The sequence below is a fragment of the Paenisporosarcina sp. TG-14 genome (genome assembly GCF_000297555.1).
Taxonomy (GTDB): domain Bacteria; phylum Bacillota; class Bacilli; order Bacillales_A; family Planococcaceae; genus Paenisporosarcina; species Paenisporosarcina antarctica.
Genome location: NZ_AMGD01000045.1, coordinates 1 through 22888, shown reverse-complemented (window position 1 = coordinate 22888; position 22888 = coordinate 1). Strand labels below are relative to the sequence as shown.

General features: G+C 36.1%; 19 protein-coding genes. All 19 read right to left on the bottom strand.

The annotated features are described in order from the left end of the window. Positions 1-42: 42 nt before the first annotated feature. The 19 genes from C406_RS0113520 to C406_RS0113425 all read right to left on the bottom strand — a co-directional run bounded on the left by C406_RS0113520 (position 43) and on the right by C406_RS0113425 (position 22763). Positions 43-798 carry a prepilin peptidase gene (locus C406_RS0113520; protein ID WP_017381178.1) on the bottom strand — a complete coding sequence of 252 codons (756 nt, stop codon included), beginning with the start codon at positions 796-798 and terminating at the stop codon, positions 43-45. 256 nt (positions 799-1054) lie between these two features. Then, the gene (gene ltrA / locus C406_RS0113515) at positions 1055-2383 is read right to left on the bottom strand and encodes a group II intron reverse transcriptase/maturase (protein ID WP_017381177.1); all 1329 of its coding nucleotides are present in this window, start codon (positions 2381-2383) and stop codon (positions 1055-1057) included. A gap of 962 nt (positions 2384-3345) precedes the next feature. Next, positions 3346-4362 (bottom strand): LysM peptidoglycan-binding domain-containing protein, encoded by a 1017-nt coding sequence (locus C406_RS0113505; RefSeq protein ID WP_017381175.1) that lies wholly within the window; start codon positions 4360-4362, stop codon positions 3346-3348. Further along, positions 4355-5125 carry a hypothetical protein gene (locus C406_RS0113500; RefSeq protein ID WP_017381174.1) on the bottom strand — a complete coding sequence of 257 codons (771 nt, stop codon included), beginning with the start codon at positions 5123-5125 and terminating at the stop codon, positions 4355-4357. The genes C406_RS0113505 and C406_RS0113500 overlap by 8 nt, the downstream gene beginning before the upstream one ends. 2 nt (positions 5126-5127) lie before the next feature. Continuing rightward, complete coding sequence (gene pilM, locus C406_RS0113495) at positions 5128-6075, bottom strand: type IV pilus biogenesis protein PilM (protein WP_017381173.1); 948 nt, start codon at positions 6073-6075, stop codon at positions 5128-5130. A 150-nt stretch (positions 6076-6225) separates the two neighbouring features. Beyond that, positions 6226-6687: a prepilin-type N-terminal cleavage/methylation domain-containing protein gene (locus C406_RS0113490; RefSeq protein ID WP_017381172.1), complete on the bottom strand. Its 462-nt coding sequence runs from the start codon at positions 6685-6687 to the stop codon at positions 6226-6228. 404 nt (positions 6688-7091) lie between these two features. Then, positions 7092-8303, bottom strand: coding sequence for a type II secretion system F family protein (locus tag C406_RS0113485; RefSeq protein ID WP_017381171.1), 1212 nt, complete (start codon positions 8301-8303; stop codon positions 7092-7094). Next, the gene (locus tag C406_RS0113480; RefSeq protein WP_017381170.1) at positions 8303-9343 is read right to left on the bottom strand and encodes a type IV pilus twitching motility protein PilT; all 1041 of its coding nucleotides are present in this window, start codon (positions 9341-9343) and stop codon (positions 8303-8305) included. The genes C406_RS0113485 and C406_RS0113480 overlap by 1 nt, the downstream gene beginning before the upstream one ends. Before the next feature lie 8 nt (positions 9344-9351). Then, positions 9352-11001, bottom strand: a complete 1650-nt coding sequence (locus tag C406_RS0113475) for a GspE/PulE family protein (protein WP_017381169.1) — start codon at positions 10999-11001, stop codon at positions 9352-9354. Between the two features lie 17 nt (positions 11002-11018). Next, positions 11019-12428, bottom strand: coding sequence for a VanW family protein (locus tag C406_RS0113470; RefSeq protein WP_017381168.1), 1410 nt, complete (start codon positions 12426-12428; stop codon positions 11019-11021). After that, a complete protein-coding gene (locus C406_RS0113465) occupies positions 12429-12824 on the bottom strand; it encodes a hypothetical protein (RefSeq protein WP_017381167.1) in 396 nt (131 codons plus the stop codon). Positions 12825-12834: 10 nt separating this feature from the next. Beyond that, complete coding sequence (locus tag C406_RS0113460) at positions 12835-14307, bottom strand: hypothetical protein (protein WP_017381166.1); 1473 nt, start codon at positions 14305-14307, stop codon at positions 12835-12837. 181 nt (positions 14308-14488) lie between these two features. Further along, entirely contained in the window at positions 14489-15763 is a 1275-nt protein-coding gene (locus C406_RS0113455) for a hypothetical protein (RefSeq protein ID WP_017381165.1), read from the bottom strand. A gap of 10 nt (positions 15764-15773) precedes the next feature. After that, on the bottom strand, positions 15774-16247 hold the full coding sequence (locus C406_RS0113450; protein WP_017381164.1) for a type II secretion system protein: 474 nt from the start codon (positions 16245-16247) through the stop codon (positions 15774-15776). Between the two features lie 14 nt (positions 16248-16261). After that, positions 16262-16792 carry a type IV pilus modification PilV family protein gene (locus C406_RS0113445; protein WP_017381163.1) on the bottom strand — a complete coding sequence of 177 codons (531 nt, stop codon included), beginning with the start codon at positions 16790-16792 and terminating at the stop codon, positions 16262-16264. Positions 16793-16915: 123 nt separating this feature from the next. Next, a complete protein-coding gene (locus C406_RS0113440) occupies positions 16916-18205 on the bottom strand; it encodes an O-antigen ligase family protein (protein ID WP_017381162.1) in 1290 nt (429 codons plus the stop codon). A 148-nt stretch (positions 18206-18353) separates the two neighbouring features. Continuing rightward, positions 18354-20060, bottom strand: a complete 1707-nt coding sequence (locus tag C406_RS0113435; RefSeq protein ID WP_017381161.1) for a sensor domain-containing diguanylate cyclase — start codon at positions 20058-20060, stop codon at positions 18354-18356. An 81-nt stretch (positions 20061-20141) separates the two neighbouring features. After that, positions 20142-21392, bottom strand: coding sequence for a bifunctional folylpolyglutamate synthase/dihydrofolate synthase (locus tag C406_RS0113430; RefSeq protein ID WP_017381160.1), 1251 nt, complete (start codon positions 21390-21392; stop codon positions 20142-20144). A gap of 66 nt (positions 21393-21458) precedes the next feature. After that, the gene (locus tag C406_RS0113425; protein ID WP_017381159.1) at positions 21459-22763 is read right to left on the bottom strand and encodes a bifunctional folylpolyglutamate synthase/dihydrofolate synthase; all 1305 of its coding nucleotides are present in this window, start codon (positions 22761-22763) and stop codon (positions 21459-21461) included. Positions 22764-22888: the final 125 nt, after the last annotated feature.

The window sequence follows — 22888 nt, the reverse complement described above, 5'->3', positions numbered from 1 at the left end:
AAAGACAAGACCTGTGTCGGCTTGTCAAAAAAAGTTTTCGAGTTAAAATAACAAATTCATATACCAGTCGAGGATAAATGTTCCATAAAAATAAACAATGATTGCAGCAAGTGCGATTGACGGACCAAAAGGCACTGGTGTTTTACGTCCTTGTTTTGAACGTTTTAAATGAATGACACCTACAATGGCTCCAATGAATGCCGCTAAAAAAAGCGTGAGCAGAGTGGGAATAATTCCGAGCACGAGCCCGATAACGGCAAACAATTTAATGTCTCCCCCACCCATGCCCCCTTTCGACAATATTGCAATTAATAACAACAGGCCAAATCCACCAGCAGCACCTAGTACACTATCCCACCAAGGATCAAGAGGCGAGAAAACGCGCGCAACAACAAGTAAAATGCCGAAGAATAAAAGAACTTTGTCGGGAATCAGCATATATGCTAAATCTGACACCGTAATAATCACCAACATAGAAATAAATAAGATAGCCACAATTAGTTCCAGTGAAAACCCAATCTTCCAGTAGGCGAATGCGAATAGCACACCAGTCGTCAGTTCCATTACCGGATATATCCAGTTAATCTTTGTACCGCAAACTCGACATTTGCCTTTTAAGAAAATGAACGAAAAGACGGGAACTAAATCTTTAAATGTTAAGCGACGATCACATACCGTGCAATGTGAAGGTGGCGAAACGATTGATTCATTTTTAGGAACACGTAAACCAACGACATTAAAGAAAGAACCGAATATAAGACCGTAGATAAAAAATAGGGTTGTATAAATAATTTCCATAAGTTTCCCTCTTTCATAGGATTGCTATTTCATTTTGAACGTTAAAGAACACAGTTGATTTCCATTTCAGACGGACGCTTTCCGCGGGGCATGGCCTCAGCCTCCTCGACGAGCAAGCTCGCCTGTGGGGTCTTCAGCTCATGCTATTCCCGGTCAAGTAGGTGGAAACCTCTCTCCCTTTCGGGAGATTGTATTTCACACCCCTCACAGAACCGTGCTTGCGCTATTCACGCACACGGCTCTTCCATATTATCATTCACAGAATATAACTAATTTCTTCACGTAGTTCATAGATGTTGACCTTTGTCTTCGGCGTTGGAAGTGGAAACTTTATTAGAAACAAGGTGAATTTTTCAAAGTTAAATGATTTTCTTTGACTTCTTCTATTCATCCATTTGAAGAGTAATGTTTTCATTTTATCTACAAAGTTTCTAACACTTCGGCTATTGTCAGTTATGCAGTAATAATTATAATATCCGTTCAATGACCGTTGAAGTCTTTTGATAACATTGTGTATATTCATTGTGCGGTTAGCCTTAAGCCATTCTTTGCATTCTTTCATCTTAGCTCGAATCTTCTTCCCACTTGTTTTCCGTTTGACTCGGAAATTACCATACTTGCTTTGGCTACAGAAATGCGTGAATCCAAGAAATTCAAATGTTTCAGGTTTCCCTGTTCCTTTTCGTTTGCTGTTCTTTTCAGCGTATTTTCCGAAGGGAATAATCTTGGTTTTATCCTCCGCAATCTCAAGATTAAATTTCTTCAACCTCAAGATTAGGTCGCGATAAAAATTATTCGCTTCTGATTCACTTTGAAAACAACATACGAAATCATCAGCATATCTCACCATATAAGCATGTCCTGTACAGGATTTGCGAATGGTTTTCTCAAACCATAAGTCAAGAACATAGTGAAGATAAATATTAGCGAGAATTGGAGATATGATGCCACCTTGAGGAGTTCCAGAATCTGTTTTGTAGAGATTTCCTTCTTCCATGTATCCACCCTTTAGAAATCTTGAAATAATTCCTAAGAAAGCTGGGTCGGCTAATCTATGCTTAAGGAATTTCATCAGCCATTCGTGATTGACATTATCAAAGAATCCCTTGATATCCACGTCAACGATAAAGTTCGTATATCGCTTCTCAATATATACATTAAGTATTTTGAGCGCATCATGACAGTTTCGTTTAGGTCGAAACCCAAAAGAACTATCTAGGAAGATAGGTTCATACATGGCATTTAATATCTTCGCTATCCCTCTTTGAACTATCTTATCTTCATACTCGGGAATGCCTAGCGGCCTTTTCTTATCTGAACCCGCCTTTGCAATATACGTTCTTCTCACTGGAATTGGCTTGTAGCTTTTCTTTTTCATTCTTTCTACAAGCTTGGCGATGTTTTCATCCAAGTTCTTACCATATTCCTCTTTGGTAATTCTCAGAATTCCTGTCGCTTTTCCTGCCGGGAGTTCATGGTGGCATTGTTTAAGGTTTTCCTCGTTGAGTAAATACACAACTGAAGTAAACTTCATATCAGGTCTCTCTTTAGCTAATTCAGCTATCCTTATCAGTTTTGTTTCCATTTAATTGTCTACCTCCGTGTGTAGTAAATGTTTCCTTAATAAGGTCGATACTATGGCGGTTGTCTTTCCTCCATCAGAATTACCTGACTTCATCGGTACTACACAACCATCCGACTTCCTGTTCGGCATTTGGTTTACTTGCTTTGTATCGCTTGTAATACCATACTCTCCAAATAGGAAAGACCAAACAGGATCTCCCGAGTTGCTACAACATATCAATGTATGACGTGCCAAGGTCAACGACTCCGAAGAAGTCTCTGCTTTCTTGCCATTGCGATAGCAGAGATACTGCTTTCTGTGCTCCAGAGCACATCAGCCTCCTTATACCGGCATTTCGGAGCTCAATCCCTTCAACCAATTGGCTTTCGGCCCATCACCTAACTGTCTACGCTTAAAGATACAAGTTACCCTGCATCCTCCAAGACTCGCTACGAGTGAATGGCTAATTCTTTCTCGATGGGAATTCCACCCACTATATGTTGCAACCTAGGCTCGGTCGCTCCAGGAGTCGCCGTCTTCCATTTCAATCAACCTTAAGGTCATCATATGTAAAACAGACAATTATAAGTGTTTACCATATTCAAATGTAGGTACAGAAAAATTCTTATTTTCTCCACATACTTTATATTAGGGGCATTTGTCGGAAATTTAGGTTTAGTGAATGAGTGTAAAACTAATTACTGTGCGTTCTAAGTTTCATGCTTTTGAAGAATCGTGGAGCAAATGTACTTTCTCAACTGTTATTTAATATCAAATATAAATTAATTACAAAGCTAGAAACGAGTGAGGAGTTTTAACTGTTCGACCCCAGAAAGAGTAAAGACTCCGTCACACTAATTAAAGGTTCGATTTACTATTTTGGTACTAATTATTTTGAATATTTAATGTTCTTTACACATAGCCCAAGAAGAAGTAATGAAACAAAAACTGGAGAAATGATGCGTTCTCCAGTTTTTGTGTGTTTAATATGGAATGATTAACGTTTCATTGACCATTACTTTATTTGATGGTAAGTCATTGGCTACTTTGATTTTCTCTTCACCTAGTCGAGTTCCATAGTGTTGCATCGAAATGGAAAATAGAGTGTCTCCAGGTTTTACGGTGTATGTTTGATATTTTTGTTTTGGTTGTACTTTTGCTACAACTTTAGTAGATTGTGCAGTTGCTACTTTTGTCACTGGTTTTGTAGTAGGAGCTTGTGTAACTGAACTGGCTTCACTCGATGCCTCATCAGCAGAATCACTTTCAGTCGCTTCTACTTCAACTGTTTCAGTTTTTGTTGAGTCAGGTTCTGTAGCAACCGCTTCTCCATCCTCGATAATTTCATTTGAAGGGAGTGGATTCGATTTGTCTGCAGGTGCAGGTGTATCGACTTTAGGTCCTTCATCAAGAAGTTCTAATAAATCAGGTCGATAGAACGCTGTGAAAGACAATGACAGTTGTAACTTCGCAGGTTCTAATACCTCTGTCGTAACTTCTCCAGGTGAACTGAATGAGATATTATCCACTATTAATATGCGATCTAATTTCTCTATCTCATCAATGAAAGCTTCTAAAGTAGCATATGATGATGTCTCGATAGATAAATTGACGAGAAGTTGTTGAAGTGTTTCGACCCCTTCTGGAGGTGCTTCAATAACAAAAGGTCCTTCTGAAAAACCGATCGATTGAACAAGAGACTTCGACACTACTTCTGCTTTTTCAATTTGCAATATGATTAATTCCGTCAACGGATCAATCGGAACTTTCTTTTGCAACTCGAGTGAACTGACGATCGGTATTTCTGGTTGATCAGCAAGCTGCTGCTCTAATGCAAACAACACTTGTCTGTCCGCTATTAGTGTTGTTTCAGCAACTTCTAAACTTTCTTTTTTCGGAACATAGAACGTGAAATACGCGTAGGCAATCATAATTAAACAAAATAAGCTTGATAAAACAATAAGTCCAATTTCTTTTTGTTTTCTCGTTAAATTACTCATTTGCATCATCTCCTTGTGCATCATCTGCAGGAGGTTGTGGTTCTGTTGAAGGTGTTTCAGCTGGCTGTTCTTCTGTCGTTTCTTCCGTTGGTGTTCCGCCCTCAGTCGGCGTTTCACCTTCGACAGGTGGTACGTCTGGATCTACAGGAACAGCTGTGCCATCCGCTGGCATACGTGTATCTAAAAATGTCACTGCGTAAGATGCTAAATAACGTGGCATTATTTCTTCAGTTGATTCAACTTCTGTCACAGTTCCTTCCGTTTCATCTACTGCCTCATCAGCTAAAGGTTGATAAGAAACTGAAGATAACACAACGTCCGTAATCATTTCAGACGCTTTAAGTTGTGTTAAGTAAAACGCCGTAGCACGAGATGTATCAAATTGAGTTGTGATCGTTACTTGGTTCGGCGTTGAAAATGAAAAACTTAAGAAGAATCCACGTTCCGGTAATAACGCAGTCAATTCACGAATCAAAGGTAGTGTGTCGTATTGATACGTTTCAGCCCACTCGACAGTCTTTTGCAATTTCTGCGTATCACTTAATGCAGCTGTTATTACCATTTGTTCTTGAATCGTAGCTTGTTGACTAACGACTTCTACGCTTTGCGCTGCAAGTACTTGCTGTTTGTTGCTATATGTATTTCCAAGGAGATAAAAAACGAGTCCCGTGACTAGCCCTAAAAGAATAAGTGAAATGGCTGCAACGATAAAGGCAGGACGGTCCCGTTCCTTATCGCCAAGTAAATTTATATCTACTAACATCATCACACCTCTTTCAGAGCTAGTCCGAGCGCTCGATTAAAACGAACAGGAATGGCTTTTCCATCTTCTAAATAAATCGTTTCACGAATAACAGTTGAAGTTTCGACTTCAAATCGTAATTCAAGTGTCTGCAATAAATCTTCCCATCCATCTAACTCACCGTTAAGTAACACATTGGTAATTCCTTCATTTCCTTGATTCATATTGTAGCGATAGAAATTAATGAGTTTTTCAATTTCAGCAACGAGCGAATCCAGTTTAGTTGTTTGTGAGCCAATAAAGTAATTCGAGTCATCTGGTTCAGCAACTTCCACTGGTCTCATAAATAACGGGAAATGTTGATGGAAAATTGAAACGATATACTTATCGTTTTTGACATCTAGTAATAAAATATGTTCCTCACCTGAAAAATCATGTTGCGAAAAAGCTAATCTATATAAGGCAAGTGGTCCAATATCAGCAACAATCGGTTTCATTTTCACGTCTTGAAAGACGTCTTCATATGTATTCAAAATGCTTTCTTTCGAAGCGATTAAAATAGCTTCTTTTGTTTCTGTAGCTGCAGTATAAGGTACCACATCAAAAACGGGGTCTTCGAACGGTAAATAAAGTGTCGAACCAATTTCAATGAAGAAGTGGCCTTTCAACTCATCTCGTCGAACATCAGGAGGATAAGTTAGTTTGCGGATAATGACATATTCGTCAGGGGCGAGGAAGCGGACTGACTTTTTGGAAAGACCCCACTGATTGACAGCCTTATCGAGAATAGAGACAAGTGCGTCGGCATCTACAATTTTCCCATCTTTAATAATGCCTTCTGGAAGAACTTGTTCTTCCGCACAGCTTACATGAAGAGGCGAAGTAGACTTGATTTCGACATGTCGAACGGCATCTTCTTCAATTGTAATGGTTGCGATACGTGCTTTTCTCGATAAAAACGATAAGGCCATTTTTTCAGCTCCTAGACAATATAATAATAAAAACTTATCCCTGCACGAATTGGATGCAAAGGAGACCTCGCTTTATTTATAACAATTCTAACAATCGTGATGGGTTAGCGTTTGTGCTTAAAGAAGAGCGTGAATTTCTAGCAAAAAAATTTATCTTGTAATAGTAACGCCACTTGCTGGTGTACCAGTATCACTGTTTTTAATTTTATTAATAGATTCCTTCGTTGCAGAGACAAATACAATTTTAACTCCACCAACAACACCTGTAGCATTTAATGTTGCAGGAGTGCTCGCCGAACCTCGAGTAACACTAGTGAAAACAGCATCGGTTTCTCCATCAAATGATCCAAGATCATCGATATAAGGTGCTAATTCTGCTGTATTTGCAATGTCATCTGTATCATCCGGGTTCTCCGTGAAGTAAAGCTCTGCAGCCGCTAGTGTATTAGTGCCATCAGACTTAATCGCCCCTACACGACTATTCTCAATAATATTCCCAATCGCTGGAATAGCAATTGCTGCGATAATCGCTAAGATTACGATTACTGCTAAAAGCTCAATTAATGTTAAACCTTTTTGTTCTTTTAACTTTTGTTGAATGAATTTTCTCATTCTGTAAGCCTCCCTTTATTTTCTATAAATTGGTACTAATAAGTACAATTTCATAATATCATCTTTTTATGTCGAAATATATAGATAATTGGACTTTATGCTCATTTTTTATTTAAGTAAATAATACCTACTCTACATGTTATCATGTTCTAAAATATACCAAAAATAAGCAATAAGACCGACAAGGTGACGGTGCCCACAAGTCCTTCTAATAAGACAATCATTAGGGGTTCTATCATGCCTTTTAGCTTAACTGCATCGGCATTTACTTCTTTTTCATTGAATAACGCTATAAATTCTAACCTTTAATCTAGTAAAACTGTTTGTCATTACATAAAGTTCATATTTCCAATACAGAATCATTAGAAGTCATTTTCAATTAAGTGTATATTTAGTATATTTTTCTACATATTATCCATATTCTCAAACATACCAAACATAGGTAACATAATCGCCATAACGATGGTTCCTACAAGTCCTGCTAAGAAAACAATCATAAGGGGCTCGATCATCGCTTTTAGCTTATCTGTCTCCGCATCGACTTCTTTTTCATAGAACTCTGCTACTCGCTCCAACATATGATCAAGTGCACCTGTCTCTTCACCTATGGCAATCATATGAGGTATAAGTGGTGGAAACGCCCAATGACCTTTCATGGGTCCAGTCATCGATTCTCCTCGTTCTAACCCATCACGAGATTTGAGTATCACTTTTCCGATTACTTCATTGCCAACAACTCGTTCAACCATTGTCAATGCAGTTAAAATTGGGACAGAACTTGAAAACAATGAACTTAGTGTTCGTGTCATACGAGCCAAAGCAGCTTTTTTTAAAATGTTTCCAAATAGCGGCATTTTCAGTAAAAATGTATCTAAAATATATCGTCCTTTTGCGTCCTTTTTAATTAACCACAGTCCACCAGCGAAAAGTCCTGCAATTGCTAATAGAATGTACCAGTACCCTTGCACAAAATCACTTGCTCCCATTACGAATCTAGTAAGTAGGGGCAACTCCCCACCAAAACTACTAAACATTTCTACGAACATGGGTACGATTGAAGTTAATAAGAAAATAACAACACCCACTGCTAAAATTGCGACGATTACTGGATAAGTCATCGCCGATACGACTTTTTGTCTTGTGGCATGAGCTTTCTCAAAATGAAGCGCTAACGTGTCTAATGAATCATCAATCGACCCTGTTAATTCACCAGCTTGCAGAAGATTCACAACAAGCGGTTCAAAGATTCTCGGGAATTTTTTCACTGATTCTGATAAAGCATTCCCGCTTTTCAAATCATCGGAAATTTCTACAAGTGCTCTTCTCAATGCTTTTGACTCTACTTGCTGCGCCAAAATGACACATGAATCGACAATCGTTACGCCAGCTCGCATTAGCGTAGCAAATTGGCGTAAAAACATAATAAATTGTTCTCGCTTTACTGGATTTCCAAAGGCAATATCCTTTTGAAGTGTTGTAGCAGCCAATTGCTTAATTTCAGTAATGCGAATGCCATCATCGCGGAGTTTCATGATGGCTTCTCGTTGATTTGCTGCTTGTACAATTCCTTTTCGAACGGCTTTACGGTCACGACCGACATATTGGAAACGTCCCATTAATGCTCTTCTCCTTCAAGATATGGCTGAGCCATTTCTTGTGAAATTTGCCCTGACTCGACTAACTCTTTCACTGACGTTGCCATCATATGCATTCCCAGAGCACGATTGGTCATGATGACGTTAGGTATTTGATGCACTTTTGCTGTACGAATTAAGTTCGCAATTGCTGAATTACTAATTAATATTTCTGTTGCAGCACGACGACCTTTTCCATCAACTGTTTTTATCAATCTCTGACTGATTACAGCTTTTAATACGCCGCCAAGTTGCGTTCTCACTTGTGCTTGTTGTTCCGGTGAAAACACATCAATGATACGTTCAATGGTTGAAGCAGCACTAGAAGTATGTAATGTTCCTAAAACTAAGTGACCCGTTTCTGCTGCTGTGATAGCAATACCGATGGTTTCTAAGTCCCGCATTTCCCCAACGAGAATGACATCTGGATCTTGTCGTAATGCTGCACGTAGTCCACTTGTAAATGACTTCGTATCAAAGCCTACTTCACGTTGGTCGATAATACTCGTCCCATGTTCATGCATATATTCAATCGGGTCTTCCAATGTAATAATATGTAAATTTAAGTCTGTATTCATATGTTTAATCATAGCTGCTAAAGTAGTCGATTTCCCTGAACCAGTAGGACCTGTCACTAAAATTAAACCTTGTTTTGTTTCTGCTAATTTCTTCAATATATTCGGCATTTGTAACTGCTCAACCGTTGGAATAATTTGAGGAATTGTACGGAACGCAATAGAGATTTTTCCTTTTTGATGAAATGCATTTACACGATAACGTGCAACATTTTCAACCACATGTGAGTAATCTAGCTCGCCTAGTTCTAAAAAGGTATCCCATAATTTAACGGGTGTAATCGCTCGTGCCATTTCTCTAGACATATCATCCGTAATAGGTGTAGAACCAATCTTAACTAAGTCACCTTGTACACGAAAAATTGGAGGTACTCCCACAGTAATATGAATATCTGATGCTTTTTGGTGAAAAGCATTTGTTAGTAATTGATCGACTGATTCTCTCATATTTCCACCTAATCTTGGAGGGCAACACGCAGAATTTCTTCTGTCGTCGTTTTGCCTTCTCGTACTTTCTCTAGTCCGTCATCTATTAAAAAGATCGTGTCATTTGCTTGAGCAATTTCTCTTATTTCAGCTGCATTTCCACCACGGTTAATCACACTTTTAATTTTATCATCTATTACAAGTACTTCATGTATGGCCATACGTCCTCGGTAGCCCGTCATACCGCATGAAGGGCAACCTTTACCTCTTGTTATCGCTTGAATATCCATTCCACGCTTTTGGAAAATATCTATTTCACGAACAGTCGGTTCCTGTTTTTCACTACAGTCACGACAGACACGTCGCACTAAACGTTGTGCAACGACAGCATTAATGGAACTTGTCACTAAAAATGGTTCAACCCCCATGTCCATTAAACGTGTAACAGAGGCAATCGAATCATTGGTATGAATTGTACTTAATACTAAGTGACCCGTTAATGAAGCACGAATCGCAATTTCAACTGTTTCTTTATCACGAATCTCTCCGACCATAACAATGTCAGGATCTTGACGCAGTATTGAGCGAAGCCCAGCCGCAAAAGTTAATCCAACATTTGAGTTCACTTGAATTTGATTAACTCCTTCAAGCTGATATTCTACAGGATCTTCAACCGTAATAATATTCACTTCTTCATTATTCAAATAGTTTAGAGCAGCATATAAAGTAGAAGATTTTCCAGACCCAGTAGGACCCGAAATCAAAACGATACCGTTTGGTTTAGCTATTTCTTTCATAAAACGCTCATAATTCTTTTCAGACAAACCAAGCTTTGAAATGTCAGTTAAGTTATTTGATAAATCCAAAATACGCATAACGATTTTTTCCCCATACACAGTAGGTAATGTAGAGACACGCAAATCGATTGCTCTAAAATCAACATTTGTTTTAATCCGGCCATCTTGAGGGATACGATGCTCGGTAATATCTAACTTTGCCAAAATCTTAATACGAGCTGTCACCATTCCTTGCATTAACTTAGGAAGCGTTCGCTCATCATGTAAAACTCCATCAATTCGAAATCGAACCAACAAACGTGTTTCTTGAGGGTCAAAATGAATATCACTCGCTTTTTGCGTCACTGCTGCAGACATAATTTGATTAACAATCCGCACGACTGGAGCATCGACATCTAATAGTTCTTCTTGCTTTTCAGCAGAAACTGCTTGGTCAACCAAGAAATCATCAAACGATTCGTCTTCGTAATATTTATTAATTGTTTTTAAAATGTCTTCTTTAGAAGCAATTGCAGGAATGATTTGAAAACCACTAATTAATCGTAGATCATCAATCGTAATGAAATCCATTGGATCTTTCATCGCAACATATAATTTATCTCCATCAATTTTCAAAGGAACAATCAGATTTCGTTTTGCCAAATCCTTTGGTATGACGCTGAAAATTTTCGGGTCAAATGGATAATGAAATAATTGAACTTGAGGGATTCCAAGTTGAATTTCGAGCACTTCGAGTAACTGTTGCTCCGTAATAATACCTTGTTGCAAAAGTGCATCGCCAAGCATTTCATCTCGCGATTTTTTTTGCAACACAGTCGTTAGTTGATCTTCTGTAATTAGCCCATTTTCAACTAATAAATCACCTAGTCTTTTTCGAATCAAGTTACTTCCCCCTATTACTACTTACTTGGTGGTATTACATTTCCACCTTTATCGTATTCTGGATCTGTATCGTCGCTTGTAGGATCATTTTTAGTACCTGAATCATTCCCTGAGCCAGATCCTCCTGTTGATGAGCCGTTATCTGAAGTTCCATTTCCATTATCAGTTGAAGGTTGACTTGTTGAGCCGTCTGTCGAACCAGTCGTTCCATCATCAGGTGTCGTGCCAGTTCCATCGGTTGTGGTGCCATCTCCGCTTCCTTCTGCAGGAGCTGTTTCTATAACAGTCAAAGGATGAACTTCTACTTTATGTACAGGTGGGTAGAAATCTTTCGAAATATTTATCGTTTCTAAAACATCTTCTCCAGACATAATTGTTTTTATGACTGTCACTTGAACCCCATTAGCTCCAGCTATTTTTAAACGAATTGTATTTTGATTAACGAATGAACTATATTGTTTGATTGTTTTTGGAGAGTATTCTTCTTGATTCGAAAGAGTCGTTTGGTAGCTATAAATTAGAGGTAAACCAGTTATTGAAGCATTTAAACTAGTCCCAACATTATTAAAGTTCAACGTAAAAGTAGTTGAATTCGGATTCGTAAAAACAAAATCAACTCCAAGTTCTCGATTAATCGTAGCCTCGAAACCGAGTGGAACTGACGCAGGAACAGTTGGCCCAATACTTCGCTCATCTACACCAAAATTCGTTTGAAGGACAGACGCGTATAAGATAGATGCAACTGTCGTTAAATCTTGCTCAGTCACAATTCCCACATCGGCAGTTTCAATAAAATCTAACAACGAGAATGTAGTCAACGAATTAATAGCATATCCATCTAGAGCTAATAGTAGATTTTGAATACCTACTGATGTTTCGATAGTATCAAAAGTAACATTTGAAACCGTAGCTTCTATAGTCGTGCTTGCAAATAAAGCACTAGAGATATCGATAGTTTGATTATTTCTTCCTGAAGCTAACTGAATACGAATAGCTTCAGTTGCGCTCGCAATTTCCTCATCACTAAAGACAAATGGTGCAAACTGTTGATTTAAAAACGTGCCAACTGATTCTTCCGCAACGTCAAATTGTAGTTCGTTTTTTGCTCCGTCTTGTGCGGAAGTTAATGTGCTATCCGTGTTAAATTCAACCACTTCTAGAGGAAATGGAACAATCGCATCCTGAAGTTTGATTTTCACTTGGGCTTTATCATACCAACCTTTAACGCCAGTTTGAACTGTCACGGCAGCTTCTTCCTCTGGTAAATTTGAAACATCAAAAGGACCTATGTATGTTTGATCGCCAAATTCTTTTGAAGCAAAAATCACATCATTAATTACATATGTACCTGCTTGTGTGACACCGAAGAACAAAACAGATGAGCCAAGGAGAGCAGCAATGGTAGTCCCAAAAAGTTTATTATTCAATTATTGGACCTCCTTCTTGGATGGTTTTAACCAGTCATCATTTTTGACTTCGGTTACAGTTGTGGGTGCAAGCTCCAGTTCAACTTGAGCTTTAGTAGTTGGTTTTTCCTTTACCTGTTGAATCGGTTGTGAAACAAAACTACGAGTTTCTTCTGCCAACTTTTGTTTTTCTAATTGTTTTGTTAAAAGTACTGCCCCTGCAAAAATCAAACCAATCATAATTAAAAGTGCATAATAAAAACTAAGTGTAGATTGCACAAGTAAACCTAATAAAGCAATCAATAATCCACCCACTAAAAACATCAATTTTGTCTTTAACTCTATCTTTTTTACGAATAATATGACTATTGGAAACACAATAAGTGCAAGCAATAGAAGTATAAGATATTTAATCATGTTTCACCTCTTAGGGATTATAAGTAACATCATTTATTGTCACAGAAGGGATATTTATCAAATTACTTGGTGCATTAAGAGATTCACCTTCTACTGCGTAATTTGTAACTCCACAAGTACTTAAAAAACTTTGATATTCAGGAATGTGATTATATTTCGGCTCATTTAATTTGTCGTTTTTTGTACCATAATAATATATTTTACCTTCACCTTCTATTGTAAGAAGCTGGGATACCGCTGAAGCGGGAAAGCTATCTAGCTTTATACAAAGGTTTGAAGAAGAGTCGAGTCTAAATTTCTTATCAACATTAAAGAGTGGGCGAGTATCATCTTCCAAATCAGCTTCTAATTCTTCTTCCAATCCTAATAAAACAACTGTAGTATTCATTATTCCTTTGCCATTAAACTTACTCGCGTCGAGTTCTTGTAAAACCATAGTATTATGCCCTTCACTGTGTTTACCAATATTGTTTGCATTGTCTGCATCTAGTTTTCCTGAAACATAGAGTTTGAAATTTTTAAGATTATTAATATTACCTAAATCCATAGAACCGTTTACGTATAAATTAAAGTTAAATAGGTCTTTGATATTCCCTTTACTATTTCCTTTACCATTTCCAGTAACGCTAATATCAGCCCAATCATCAATAAAGATATTAAAATCAGAAATTTGTAGAATTTTCCCTTCAATATCTGTTTTTAATGAAGCTAGAGAATAAGAACTATTCATCTTACAAGAATATGGTTTTTCGTTAGTATCTTTAAAGGTTTGAAGATATGATTGACAATGAGTCGTTACATCTGTCGGGAATATGGTAACACTTTCATTAATGATCCCATTATTTAAAAGAATGGTAGTATTCTCAACAACATCTAAAAGGTTTTTAGGATCGACAAACTTTATTACAGCTTCCATTTCATACTTTTTTAAGGACTCTATTTTCTCATAAAATCCAATAACATTATATGTTAATAAAAACATATTTCCCTCTCTATTGATTGTTGGAACTTGGCTCATCTTATAGCCTAAATAATTATTAGGATTTGAAATAATGTTAATATTTTCCTTATCCGTATTATCATCAAAGTGAGTCCCATAAACTTTAGTTACTAGTGCTGGTACAAAAATACTATTAAAGTTTGCTATTTCATTTTCATAATCCTCTAAACTTTTCTTAAGTATGATAGAGTTACAATTTTCCTTGTCCACTTGATCACATTTTTCTTTTTCTAATTTAAATGTATCTCCTAAGTCACGAATTTCACTATACTTAAATTCAATTTGATTATTTATATCTGTTCCAATTTTTTTTACGCCCATCTCTGCAGCTACAACAGCTTGATTGTTCATGTCCACTGCTCTTTCTTGAGTGACATGATTAAGAGATCTACTCATAAAGACAGCAGTTAAGCTTAAGAATATTATAATTGTAAATAAAACGATTAACAGAGCATATCCTCGCTGATTTATAATTTGTTTCATGGTCTCTTAACCCCTTCATATGTCTTATTGTCCAGAATATTCTTCCTCTACCTATGATTATCTTACTAATTAAGCAGAAAGTCATGTTTTTTTATTTATATATTGTTAAAACTTGAAAAAAAGAGTCGAAAGTTTCGACTCTTTTTGTTTACTATAATTATAATAAATTGAGATTGAACGTTTAGTAGGTTACTTTCAAGTAAGGATCTTCCCAAAATGCACTTATTATAGGATTCTGAAGCACACCAGGATCATCTACATCCGGATGATTAGGATTTGATATCGGGCACTCGCTACGAAGTGAATCGACACTTACTTTTTTAACAATCGAATTACTTCCGCTTAAATTAGAGGGTGTTAAAGATCCTGTATAGTAAATGTTCACATTCGATAGTTCTGTTTTCTTTTGTAGATTAATTGAACCTTCGACACAAAGATTTGTATTAACAGCGTAGAAATGTTTTGTTGCAACAAAATCACCTATTAAATTAATTGTGGAATTACTAAGTTCTACTTGTTCCCCAGTAAAATCCCCCTTAACCTGAAAGTATGTACTTGATGCATCAATATTTTTCACAGTCACATCATTATTTGAAAATACTGTAACGTCACTCAATCCGATAGCATTATGAAGTTCCCAAGTACCGTTATTATAAAATGTGGATTTTTTTAAAGAATAATTTAAATTACCAGTTCCATAATTATAATTTGTGGTGAATACTGTTGTATTATTTAATAGTTTTAAATCTAATAAATTGTCACCAAGACATGTAATATTAACTAATGGATCAACACATTTATTTATACCGCCATGTGCTGAAGGATCTAATATTTTTTTTTCCATTTCAATAAAACTGGGCGGAACCCACTTACTTTCTATTGGTTCTACAGGAGTTATTACAAGAATTGGAGATGGGATATTCATATCAAATTTCAAATTTGAAACTTTATTGTTCGAAATCCCTTTAACATTTACGTTTATTACTACTTTAGCTTCATTAATTTGATAACTTGGAATATCTTGTCCAATATTCCCTAACTCATAGTAAATTTGGTCATTCACAGTGATTCTTTGACTGAAGTTTGTATAATAATCATTAATTGCTTCACCAATATTAATTAAATAATCATTTTTAATATTGTTAACTTTTAGCTCTTTTTGCATATCAGAATGAGTGGAAATTTCTGGGGAAGTATAATAAGCATTAATTTTTTCTATTAATATATTATAATGATGAAACTTTATTCTATTATATTCAGCTATCCCCAATACTTTAAAATAATCTACTCCCATTTCTGCAGCAACAACAGCTTGGTTACTTATATCTGTAGTTACTTCTTGTTTCGAATGATTTAATGATCCATTTGCAACTATTGCCGAAACGCTAATTAAAAAAACAATCAGAAATAGGACTAGTAATAAAGCATAACCTTCATTATTCTTTAAGTATTTCATATAAATACCCTCAGTTCGTTTTATATCTAGAAAGCGTTGTACTTATCTCGTAATTAATTGTACGTCTACTTTCCAAAGTTAACACGATGCTAATAGAATTATTTTCTTTGGTAGGATTAATTTTTTCTAAAGGTAAAGGAGAATTCATGGTACTAATGTCATAGTCAGCATTATTAATTGTAATAGTTTTGTTAAAAACATTTTCACATGTACTTTGATTAGGATCATCATATGTTAATACTTGTAAATCATTATTTTCAGTTATATCAATTTGATAACAATTCCCACTTCTGTGTATATTCAATAATTTAGATGTAATAAGATTGGCTTCTTGTTGAATTTTCGTTTTTTGGCTCTCTACGACAGATCTTTGTATCCCTATTGATAATGTCGTCATTATTAAAACAGCAACCATTGAGACAAGGGCTAGTGCTGCAATGAGCTCGATTAATGTTATCCCTTTTTCACTTTTTAATAATTTCATTAGCATTCACCTACCTATCTAGCTTCAATATATCCATATGTTTCACTACTGGTTTTTCCATCTTTGATTACTCTCAAAACAATTTTGTAAAGTGTCACCGTCCCTGCCAAATCCTCTTTGTCATAAATAATGAGATCAAAGGTATACTCACCGTGTTGATCTTTCTTTAATTTATAAATCTTAAAAGTCTTTGATGGTATTTCAGGATTAGGATCTGGATTAGGTTTTACTTCCAGACCCGTCTCGGGGTTTGTCAAAGGCGCGTCCACTGCAATTAAATCATAATTAACATCTAATAATTCAATAACTTCATTTGAATCTGCCAACTTATCTATGGTCCAACCCGAGATATTTGTAATTTCCGATATTTCTTCCCTTGCCAAATTCATAGTATCTAGTTTAGCTTCTGTTTTTTCATTAACTAAAGACATTTGCGGAAATACAGCCATGATGCTAATAAACACAATTCCTAAAATAACGAGTGCAGCAAGAACTTCAACTAGTGTAAGCCCTGATTGGTTGCGATTCTTTTTATTTTTTTTCATGTCAATCGACCCATTTCAATTTAATTAATTCTATTATCATTCTAAGATACTATTTTTTTCATGTAGTCTATCTCTTTGAGTATCTCATATTCAAAGGTAAAAAGAGCCAATAATTCCACTCTTTCAATAATTATTATTTTCTTTCGTTGTAAATTGATGATGGATTTTAGTGGAGTATCCATAAACAATACCTAAGAACATCCACAGAATTGGTGCTACACTGACCACACTAATGTTAAATATCGCTTGAACTAGATATCCTGTAATGACAGCCAATAAGGTAAAGATAATATGTTTTTGTTGTTTATTTGCTCCTTTTAATGTTTGAAATGCTCTGCGATAAACTTTGAACAACAACAATAAATAAACTAGAAGGGCTGGAATTCCTATCGTAACTGCTATTTGTAAATATTCATTATGCGCTTTATCAACCATTATCGTTCGATTATTAAAATATTCCTCGAGTTCATCCGGGGTTGCTGGGAATACAATTGCATGTGTGTCTATACCTGAACCAATCCAGAAATAATCATCGAGAATTGTTACATCTTTTTGCCAAATAATCAATCGAGAAGATCCTTCATGACCAGTTAGTCCCTCCTCTAGTAATTCTCCTGACTCTTCTAGAGTGATAAAAATTTTACCTAAATATCTATTCCCTTCAGTGGCATTAATGCCTACTACCATAATACCCATTGCTAAAAGAAGAACCATCCATTTTCTCCATAGCTTATATTGCTTTACGATTGTAAACGTGTAAAACAAGGCAACAATTGTCAAACCTATCCACGCACTTCGTGTGTTGGTATAAAGTAATACAGATGTCATTAATGTCAGTACAATTCCATAGAAAAGCAGCGGTTTTTTTTCACTCGCCATTATGTAAAGACCCATTCCTATCCCCATTGTCAGAACTAAGTAAGTTCCGTAAAAATTAGGGTTATCAAAAAAGGCGATACTGCTAGTAGGACTTTCCCAAGGAACAATTAACGATATGAAATCGTAATCAAAATGTTGAAGGATACCATAAATTGAAATAACTGCAGATACAACAAAGAGATTTTTCAATAACTTTTCAGGTGAAAAATTATCGTAATTAATCACTCGATAATAGAAGTAAAACACGCTTAAATATCCAAGCCATGTTAAATAACCTTCGTGTCTTGTCCACGCCCCAACTATTGAAGTATAAATATCAGCTGAAAAGATCGTGGAAAACGTAAGTAATGCGATAAAAATAAATAGTATGTATTCCATCTTCAATTTCTCATCAACTAATTTTGGCTGTAGCAAATTTCCTCTCCATACGAGAATCCATATAATTCCCATGAACGCAATTAAAAATGTCGATTTAATCAATGAAAATGAAAAGTCTTCATTCCATGGATCTATAACGAATGGAAATAATATCATGAACCATATAATAAGGTCCTGTGCTGAAATTTGTTTCTTGATGATAATTCCCCCTGCATATGTATAATAATTTTTCTATAATAGAATTATATCGTTCTTTTGGTATATTTGCGCAAAAAAATACAGAGACTATTAGCCTCTGTATTTTTTATTTCACATATTCAGCTACCCGATTCCTACCTTCGCGCTTCGCTCCAATATAAAGCGCGCGATCAGCGTTTCGAATAAGGGCCATGGCTTCGTCACAGTCTTCTGGTGCGGTGGAGACGCCAATGCTTGTGGTGATATTTACTAATGTTACTTGCTGTTGATTCCCTAGTTCTGTTCGGATTTCAAATGGTGTGGCCTCTATTTTAGCACGCAACTTTTCTGCTAATTCTAGTGATTGTTGTTTTGAGAAGTTTGGTAGAATGACGACAAACTCTTCTCCACCGTACCTTGCTATAGTGCCATAATCTTCACATTCTTTTTCTAGAAGTCTAGCTAATCCATATAGAATATCATTTCCACTTTGATGACCATACGTATCATTGATCCCTTTGAAGCGATCTATATCCATCATTAATAATGATAATTGACGAAGTTTTCCATTCAATAGGTCATTCATATCTAGTTCGAGTTGCTGTTCTAAATAACGATAATTGTATAGTTTCGTTAAAGCACAACGTTCGCTTTTTGATACTGCCTCTTGAACATATCTCGCTTTTTCAAGCGATACGGCAAAGTAAGAACAGAGTAGACTAATAATTTGTAGTTGGTACGTCTCAAATGCGAATTTTTTCCGTGAGGCAATAACTAAAATACCTTCCATTTTTTGATTTCTACTTATAGGGACAGATATTATGCTCTGTGCATCGTAAGGAAGAAAATCCAAATTCGTATTGCGCCATTCGGAATGCTTATTAAATAAAATAGGCTTTTCTTTTTTGTACACTTCTCCCGCAATACTTTTTAGTAACTCTTCATGAGAATGATGGATTTCAATATCAATATTTTTTTCCATCGCTTTCAAAAACATCATATTTCCTTCTTTGATATTAATGATGTATGAATAGTCCACAGGTAACATCTTATTAATTTTGGTTAAAAATAAATCGATTATTGCTTCACTATTAACTACATCTGCTAATTTATGACCGATTTCAGTTGCTTGATTCAAGTCATCATTTACACGCGTCGAATTACTATACATTCGAACAAGGAACGTAATCATTAAAAATGGAACTCCAAGTAATAGAAAAGCAATTGGGCCAACATGTACATTTAGTAGGTAGAGCATAATACCAAATGGGAAAGTCACCACTAATCCAGCATAATCCCATATCGTATCTGTTCCAAAGAAACCTTCATTTTCTTGTTTTGTTACGACAAGATATACATATAAAATCACATGGTTAGTGAACATGTTGATTATTTGATAGATAAATCCAAACAGTATGATGTCTTTTAATTCGATAGAACCAACTTGGTACCCCATTAAAATAACAGAGAAACCACTAATTATTGAAACCATAAAGAACATTAATGAATTAAATAATGCACGATAAAAATCACTATATGATATTTTCAGTCGGAAAGCTAAAGGAATTATGGCGAGTTGCATAACTAGCATTTCAAGGAAGACACCATATTTCAAGAATATAGCTAGGTTGATCCACTGCACTAAAAATATCGTTGTACCCGCTACTTTAAAAGGAAAATAAGTGGTTAATATGGCAAGTGCTGTAAACCCGAATAGAATTGGCCAATCGATTTGACCTGGGGGTGCGAACTGATAGACAAGATACATACCAGCTGGAACAATCACTACCCATAAGGCCCAAATTAGTCTTTGAGTTCGTTTCGATATATCCATACGCACCCCCTTCTTTATAGTTCTATTTATCTACCACAAAATCATTTTATCAAAATTAGAAAGTTTTGTCATCTATTATATTCAAACAATTCCAAACAATTGGAGAGCTCTCAAACGCAGTCCAGACAAGAGATAAAGGGAGCCCGTTACTATTGTCACATGTGTTTTTGAATTTATTTTTATTATAGATTTAAGTGGTTCTTTAGTAACTTCCGAATAGGGTGATTCACTAATTTTCGACAAAGCGGATGAAGGCATTGAGCGCTCATCTTCGAAATCTACAAATGTAAAATTTGAAGAAATTTCTTCAAAAATCCGCAAAATAGTTTTAGCATCTTTACCTTTTATCATGCCAACATAAAAATGGATAGGTGTATTTGGAAAAACTTCTTTCACAGTATTAACGAGTGCTCTTGCACTTGCTGGGTTATGAGCCCCGTCAAAATATAGGGTATCTGTAATTTTTTCAAAACGACCAGGAATAAAAGCTGCTTTTAACCCTCTTCTAAGTAATTCTTCATTTATGTTGATATTGAGATTCTCTACAACATAGATAACTGTACGTATTGCAAGTGCTGCATTGTCTACTTGGTGAGGTCCTGGAAGTGGCACAGTTAGATGAGAGATTTGTTGACCATCATTATTTTTATACATTCCATTAGCAAACGAAAAATCTTGGTTGATTTTCCAAAGTGGTGAATTTTTTTTCAACGTTTCCTTAAAGATAACTTGTTCAGCTGATTCCTCTAGCGGACCAATGACGACTGGAATTCCTTCTTTAATAATCCCCGCTTTGTGAGAAGCTACTTGTTCAATCGTGTTCCCTAGAAATTGTTCATGTTCAAGGGCGATGCTTGGAATAACAGAAATGACTGGTGTAATGACATTGGTACTATCAAATCTTCCACCCATTCCTGCTTCTAGCAATACAATATGTGGTTGGAATTGGTCAAAAGCCATAAATGCAAGGACTGTTAACAACTCGAAATCAGTGAGCAACCCGCTAAGTCCTGCTTCCTTTGCTTGAAGAAAAACAAAATCTAGTTGTTGACGTGAAATATACTCTCCGTTTAATTGAATTTGATCATGCACATCCATAAAACAAGGCGAATAAAAACAAGCGGTTTTCACGCCATGTGCTTGGAGCATGCTGTTCATCATACTTATCGTAGATCCTTTGCCATTGCTCCCAGCCACATGAATAAATTTTAGATTACGCTGAGGGTTCCCCACCTTTTCTAATGCATGAGTGATGGCACCCAGTCCCGGTTCTATCGTACTTTTACTTTCCATTTGAAAACGTTCTTTGTATTCATTAAACTTCGGAATCATTAGTAGCTCTCCTTTACATTAAACGAAAAAAGAACCCCACCTTCACGAGTAAGGCAGGGCAACATATTAAAATACTTTCGTTTGTGCTTTTTGTTTTAAGTATGGACGAACGAGCGACATGAAATACAAAGAGCCCGTTACAAGTATGACACTTGACTCATCTGCTTTTGTTAGTGTTTGTTCAAGTGCATCTTGCCAGTTAAGGATTAATTCCTTTTGAGGATGACTCGTCTTTTCAAAAACATCTTTGCCGGCAGCTGAATTTTTTATATGAATTTCTGTCACTGTAATCGTTGTCGCAATTTCGTCCAACATGCGCAGTACTGATGTAATGTCTTTATCTTGAAGTGCGGTAAAGACAACGTGAATGTTTTTTGTCGGGTAACGCTGTTCCATCGTTTGAAGGAGAACTTCCATACCTGCCGGGTTATGTGCACCGTCAATAATGACATTCGGTAAAACTTCTTCAAAACGAGCTGCCCAACTTGAAATACTCAACCCTTGGCGAATACTCGCTTCAGAAATCTTATAGCCATAGTACTTGTTCAATAACAACGCTGCTGTAATAGCAAGCGATGCATTTTCAACTTGATGATGGCCCATCATTTTCAAGTTCAGATTCGTTAACTTATGGTCTTGTAATTGATAAGAAAAATTTTGTGAGTTACTTTCTTGTGAGACATTTTCAATCAAGAAGTCTTTATATAATTGGTAGATTGGAGCTTCTTCACTAGTAGCTTTATTCTCAATAACATCCACTGCTAGTTTTTCTTTCACAGCACTAATTACGGGTACAAAAGGCTTTATAATACCTGATTTTTCTACTGCAATTGCGTCTATCGTATCGCCCAAAATTTGCGTATGTTCAAGTGAAATGGACGTCAAAATTGATAATAAAGGGGTTAAAACATTCGTTGAATCAAACTTCCCGCCAATGCCGGTTTCGATCAAAGCAATGTCCACATTCATATCGTTGTAGTACATAAATGCAATGACTGTTAATATTTCAAAGAAGTTTGAACCATCTCCTACTTGTTCTTCTTGCAAAAGCGGATAGATGTCGTTCATATATTTGATAAATTGATCATCTGTAATCATTACATCATTCATCATGATGCGTTCATTTACTTTTTCAAGATGAGGTGAAGTGAAGCTTCCCACTTCTAGGCCTTCAGCTATTAATATTTCTTTAAGTGCGTTTAAGGTAGACCCTTTTCCATTTGACCCTGCAATGTGAATAGAACGGAAGCCTTTATGTGGATTCCCTAGGGCTGCCAAGATAGCAGTAATGCGACTTAAGCGACCATTTCGCTCTGTTTTCTGATCCATTGAATAAATGTATTCGATTACTTTATCAACTGATGTAAACACATAGGTCACTCCTCAAACTCAATATTCCCAGAGGTTATGAGAATTCACTTTATTCTATCACGTTGGTGAAATAAAATCCCCTTCTCGATAGAACAAGCACGCTGATTTCCGTTCCGAGCGGACGC

Coding starts and splice junctions, on each gene's coding strand:
- C406_RS0113490 (WP_017381172.1), bottom strand. CDS start 6,687: ATGAGAAAATTCATTCAACAAAAGTTAAAAGAACAAAAAGGTTTAACA.
- ltrA (WP_017381177.1), bottom strand. CDS start 2,383: ATGGAAACAAAACTGATAAGGATAGCTGAATTAGCTAAAGAGAGACCT.
- C406_RS0113460 (WP_017381166.1), bottom strand. CDS start 14,307: ATGAAACAAATTATAAATCAGCGAGGATATGCTCTGTTAATCGTTTTA.
- C406_RS0113440 (WP_017381162.1), bottom strand. CDS start 18,205: ATGATATTATTTCCATTCGTTATAGATCCATGGAATGAAGACTTTTCA.
- C406_RS0113520 (WP_017381178.1), bottom strand. CDS start 798: ATGGAAATTATTTATACAACCCTATTTTTTATCTACGGTCTTATATTC.
- C406_RS0113485 (WP_017381171.1), bottom strand. CDS start 8,303: ATGGGACGTTTCCAATATGTCGGTCGTGACCGTAAAGCCGTTCGAAAA.
- C406_RS0113480 (WP_017381170.1), bottom strand. CDS start 9,343: ATGAGAGAATCAGTCGATCAATTACTAACAAATGCTTTTCACCAAAAA.
- C406_RS0113430 (WP_017381160.1), bottom strand. CDS start 21,392: ATGATTCCGAAGTTTAATGAATACAAAGAACGTTTTCAAATGGAAAGT.
- C406_RS0113465 (WP_017381167.1), bottom strand. CDS start 12,824: ATGATTAAATATCTTATACTTCTATTGCTTGCACTTATTGTGTTTCCA.
- C406_RS0113455 (WP_017381165.1), bottom strand. CDS start 15,763: ATGAAATACTTAAAGAATAATGAAGGTTATGCTTTATTACTAGTCCTA.
- pilM (WP_017381173.1), bottom strand. CDS start 6,075: ATGGCCTTATCGTTTTTATCGAGAAAAGCACGTATCGCAACCATTACA.
- C406_RS0113435 (WP_017381161.1), bottom strand. CDS start 20,060: ATGGATATATCGAAACGAACTCAAAGACTAATTTGGGCCTTATGGGTA.
- C406_RS0113500 (WP_017381174.1), bottom strand. CDS start 5,125: ATGTTAGTAGATATAAATTTACTTGGCGATAAGGAACGGGACCGTCCT.
- C406_RS0113505 (WP_017381175.1), bottom strand. CDS start 4,362: ATGAGTAATTTAACGAGAAAACAAAAAGAAATTGGACTTATTGTTTTA.
- C406_RS0113445 (WP_017381163.1), bottom strand. CDS start 16,792: ATGAAAAAAAATAAAAAGAATCGCAACCAATCAGGGCTTACACTAGTT.
- C406_RS0113450 (WP_017381164.1), bottom strand. CDS start 16,247: ATGAAATTATTAAAAAGTGAAAAAGGGATAACATTAATCGAGCTCATT.